This is a genomic window from Nocardioides sp. (assembly GCF_024509035.1).
Taxonomy (GTDB): Bacteria; Actinomycetota; Actinomycetes; order Propionibacteriales; family Nocardioidaceae; genus Nocardioides.
Genome location: NZ_JANINT010000185.1, coordinates 1 through 4,337, shown reverse-complemented (window position 1 = coordinate 4,337; position 4,337 = coordinate 1). Strand labels below are relative to the sequence as shown.

Sequence of the window (4,337 nt, the reverse complement as noted above, 5' to 3'; positions counted from 1 at the left end):
ACCGACCCCCACGACCCCCGTCCGGAGGAGCGCCTGGCCGCCGGCTACCCCGACCCGATCGTCGACCACGCGGCCGAGCGCCGCGAGGCGCTCGACCGGTGGGAGGAGATCCGCTGACGCCGGGTCGCGGGTGGACCTCAGCGCGTCGGCATGTCAGCGTGATGCCCTCCCCTCGCCCGGAAGGTCCTCGATGGCAGAGCTGTTCGTCCCACGTCGCTTCTGCGGCCCACCCTCCTCGGGCAACGGTGGGTGGTCCGCCGGCGCACTGGCCGCGCTCGTCGAGTCCGGACCGGGGATGGGCATCACGGTCTCGCTCCGGCGGCCGCCGCCGTTGGACACCCCGATGCCGGTCAGCCTGGTCGACGGGGTCACCGTCGCGTCGCTGGGCGAGGGCGTCGTGGCTCGCGCCGAGCCGAGCGAGGAGGACCTCCCGGTGGTCGAGCCCGTGTCGCCGGCGGAGGCGCGCGCCGCGGAGTCGTCGTACGCCGGGCTGACCTCACACCCGTTCCCGACCTGCTTCTCGTGCGGTGTCGACCGGGCCGAGGGCGACGGCCTGCGGATCTTCCCCGGCCGGGTCGCCGACCAGGACGGCGCCGCCCGGGTGGCGGCGACCTGGACGCCGGACGCCGGCGTCGGCGCCGACGGCGCGGCGACGGTCCCGGTGACCTGGGCGGCCCTCGACTGCGTCGGCGGCTGGGCCGGCGACCTCGAGGACCGGCTGATGGTGCTGGCCCGGATCACCGCGCAGGTGGACGCCCTCCCCCGCGTCGGCGAGGAGCACGTCGTCGTCGGGCTGGCCGGCCGGCGCGAGGGGCGGCGTACCCACACCGCCTCGACGATCTACGACGCTGACGGCCGCGTCGTGGCCCGCGCCGAGCACGTGTGGGTCGCGGTCGACCCCGCGAACTTCTCGTGACTCAACTAGGATGACCGGCATGAATTTGAACGATCAAATGCAGGCTCCGGGCAGCGAGTGGTGGCGGCATGCGGTCACCTACCAGATCTACGTCCGCAGCTTCGCCGACGCCGACGGCGACGGCATCGGGGACCTGCGCGGGATCACCTCGCGGCTGGAGCACGTGCGCGACCTCGGCGTCGACGCGATCTGGCTCAACCCCTTCTACACCTCCCCGCAGCACGACCACGGCTACGACGTCGCCGACTACCGCGACATCGACCCGCTGTTCGGCACGCTCGCCGACGCCGACGCGATGGTCGACCGGGCGCACGAGCTGGGCCTCAAGGTGATCGTCGACCTGGTGCCCAACCACACCTCCCACGAGCACGAGTGGTTCCAGGCGGCGCTGGCCGCCGGCCCCGGCAGCCCCGAGCGCGACCGCTACATCTTCCGCGACGCGAAGCCCGACGGCTCGCTGCCCAACAACTGGATGTCGGTCTTCGGCGGGCCCGCCTGGACGCAGGCTCCCGACGGGCAGTACTACCTGCACCTGTTCGACAGCAGCCAGCCCGACCTCAACTGGCGCAACCCCGAGGTCGGCGACATGTTCGTCGACGTCCTGCGGTTCTGGCTCGACCGCGGCGCCGACGGGTTCCGTGTCGACGTCGCCCACGGCCTGTTCAAGGAGGAGGGCCTGCGCGACCAGGTCGTCGCCGCCGGCCAGCTCCCGAGCAGCGACGCCGGCAACCTGACCGACGTGCCGATGGTCGAGCGCACGGCCCGCGACGAGCCGATGTGGGACCAGCCCGAGGTTCACGAGGTCTACCGCCGCTGGCACGAGGTGCTCGCCAAGTACGACGGCGACCGGATGATGGTCGCCGAGGCCTGGACGCAGACGCCTGAGTCCATGGCCGCCTACATCCGGCCCGACGAGTTCAGCCAGGCCTTCAACTTCGCCTGGCTGCTGGCCTCCTGGTCGGCGGAGGAGTTCACCGAGGTCGTGCGCGGCACGATGGAGGCCGTCGGCCTCGTCGGCGGCTCCCCCACCTGGGTGCTGAGCAACCACGACGTCGTCCGCCACGTCACCCGGTACGGCGGCGGCGCGACCGGCCTGGCCCGCGCCCGCGCGGCCACGCTCACCATGCTGGCGCTGCCGGGCTCGGCGTACCTCTACCAGGGCGAGGAGCTCGGCCTGCCCGAGGTCGACGTCGCACCGGAGCACCGCCAGGACCCGTTCTTCCTCCGCACCGGCGAGGGCGGCCGCGACGGCTGCCGGGTGCCGATCCCCTGGAGCGGGACGACGCCGCCGTTCGGCTTCGGCCCCGGGGCGGGCCAGCCGTGGATCCCCCAGCCCGCCGGGTGGGCCGACCTCACCGTCGAGGCGCAGGCGAGCGACCCCGACTCGACGCTCGCGTTCTACCGCGCGGCGCTGGCGGCTCGCCGGGAGTTCTCCGAGACCGCCGGCGAGGAGATCGAGATCGTCGAGGCCGGCGAGCACGTGCTCTGCTTCCGGCGGGGACCCATCACCGTGCTCGTCAACTGCGGCACCGAGCCGGTGGCGCTGCCCGCGGGTCGGGTGCTCATGGCCAGCGGCCCGGTCGAGGGCACGCTGCCCCCGGACACCGCCGTCTGGATCGGCTGAGCGAGCTCAGTGGAACGCCCGCTCGGGCGGGTGCTCCTCGAGCGCGACGTTGTAGCGGCGCAAGAGCTCGACGAGCGTCGTGAGGTCCTCCTCCGACCAGTCGCCGAGGCGCTCGTCGAGCCACCGTCGCCGCTCCTCGGTGACGGCGGCCATCCGGCCGACCGCGGTCGCGCCGGCCGACACCAGTGTCGCCCGACCGTCGTCGGGGTCCGGCGTACGGTCCACGAGGTCGAGCTCGACCAGGTGCTGCACCTGGCGACTGATGGCGCCCTTGTCGATGCCGAACGCGTCGGCCATCGCCGAGGCGCGCTGCGGCCCGTGCTGGAGCAGCCAGGAGAGCATCAGGTACGACGAGGTCGGCAGCTCGGGGTGCACGGCGAGCGCCCGCTCGCGCAGCACCCGCCGGATCCGCCGGACCATGACCCCGACCTGCTGCTCGAGCCCGCGGAGCAGGTCGGTGCGGGGTGCCGTCTCGGTCTCGACCATCGCGTGCGTCACCCCTTCTTCACGATCGCGTCGTGCAGCTCCGCGGCGACCTCGGGCGAGGCCTCGGCCAGCGCCTCGAGGTTGGAGGTGCGCAGCGGGACCTCGCGGATGAGCAGGACGCAGGCGAACGCGACCAGGGCGAACGGCGTGGCCACCAGGAAGATGTGGCCGAAGGACGAGCCGAACGCGTGCTCCCAGATGCTCTGCTCCCACCCGGGCAGCGACGCGACGTCGGGCACGGAGTGGCTGCCCGCGGGGAACGACGGCGGCCGCTGGGCTGCCGTGTAGCCGTCCGCGACCTGCGTCGCGACCTGGTGGCTGAGCAGCGCGCCCAGGGCCGAGACGCCGATCGAGCCGCCCATCGAGCGGAAGAACGCCACGACGGAGCTGGCGGCGCCCATGTCGGCGAGCGTCACGTTGTTCTGCACCGAGAGCACGAGGTTCTGCATCGTGGCACCGAGGCCGACGCCGAGGATCGCCATGAAGCCACCGACCACGACCAGGCTGGTGGACTCATCGATCGTGCCGAGGAGCGCGAGGCCGACCACGACCAGCACCATGCCGCCGACCAGCCAGCGCTTCCACCGGCCGGTGTCGCTGATGATCTTCCCGCTGACGATGCTGGAGACGAACAGTCCGCCGACCATCGCGATCGACATCAGGCCCGCCTCGGTGGGGCTCATCCCGCGAGCGGTCTGGAAGTACTGGCTCAGGTAGACCGTGGAGCCGAACATCGCGACGCCGATCATCACCGAGGCGAAGGTCGCCAGCGCGATGGTGCGGTCGCGGAACAGCCGCAGCGGGATGATCGGCTCGACCGCGACCTTGGCCTCGACGTACACCGACGCGACGATCAGCACCAGGCCGACCGCGACGAGCAGGGCCGTCGTCGTGGAGGCCCAGGCGAACTGGTTGCCGGCCAGGCTGACCCAGACCAGCAGCGTCGAGACGCCGCCGACGATCAGCGTCGCGCCGAGGTAGTCGATGTGGGCCTCACGCTTCACGACCGGCAGGTGCAGGGTCTTCTGCAGCAGGAAGAACGCCGCGATGGCGAACGGCAGACCCACGAAGAAGCAGCCGCGCCAGCCGAGCGCGGAGTCGACGATCACACCGCCGATCAGCGGGCCACTGACGGTCGCCAGCGCGAAGACCGCTCCCAGGTAGCCGGAGTAGCGGCCGCGCTCGCGCGGCGAGATCATCGTCGCGATCACGACCTGGACCAACGCGGTCAGACCGCCGACGCCGAGACCCTGGATGACACGCGCCCCGATGAGGACCTCCATGCTCGGGGCGAACGCGGCGATCAGGGAG

Annotated in this window: 4 protein-coding genes; 2 read left to right on the top strand and 2 right to left on the bottom strand. The window is 72.4% G+C overall.

Features of this window, described 5'->3' with window-relative positions; translation table 11 throughout:
* Positions 1-190: 190 nt before the first annotated feature.
* Together Q0L15_RS13920 and Q0L15_RS13915 are read left to right on the top strand one after the other, a co-directional pair.
* Positions 191-916, top strand: a complete 726-nt coding sequence (locus Q0L15_RS13920; protein WP_296605048.1) for a hypothetical protein — start codon at positions 191-193, stop codon at positions 914-916.
* A gap of 19 nt (positions 917-935) precedes the next feature.
* A complete protein-coding gene (locus Q0L15_RS13915) occupies positions 936-2,540 on the top strand; it encodes a glycoside hydrolase family 13 protein (RefSeq protein ID WP_296605047.1) in 1,605 nt (534 codons plus the stop codon).
* 6 nt (positions 2,541-2,546) lie between these two features.
* Here the strand turns inward: Q0L15_RS13915 and Q0L15_RS13910 are convergent, their stop codons facing one another.
* Positions 2,547-3,026, bottom strand: a complete 480-nt coding sequence (locus Q0L15_RS13910) for a MarR family transcriptional regulator (protein ID WP_296605046.1) — start codon at positions 3,024-3,026, stop codon at positions 2,547-2,549.
* Positions 3,027-3,034: 8 nt separating this feature from the next.
* On the bottom strand, positions 3,035-4,337 hold a 1,303-nt coding region (locus tag Q0L15_RS13905), incomplete at its 5' end, for an MFS transporter (RefSeq protein WP_296605045.1).

What these genes read in the sequence shown, in the direction of transcription:
- Q0L15_RS13920 (WP_296605048.1), top strand. Translation starts at nt 191, where the DNA reads ATGGCAGAGCTGTTCGTCCCACGTCGCTTCTGCGGCCCACCCTCCTCG.
- Q0L15_RS13915 (WP_296605047.1), top strand. Translation starts at nt 936, where the DNA reads ATGAATTTGAACGATCAAATGCAGGCTCCGGGCAGCGAGTGGTGGCGG.
- Q0L15_RS13910 (WP_296605046.1), bottom strand. Translation starts at nt 3,026, where the DNA reads ATGGTCGAGACCGAGACGGCACCCCGCACCGACCTGCTCCGCGGGCTC.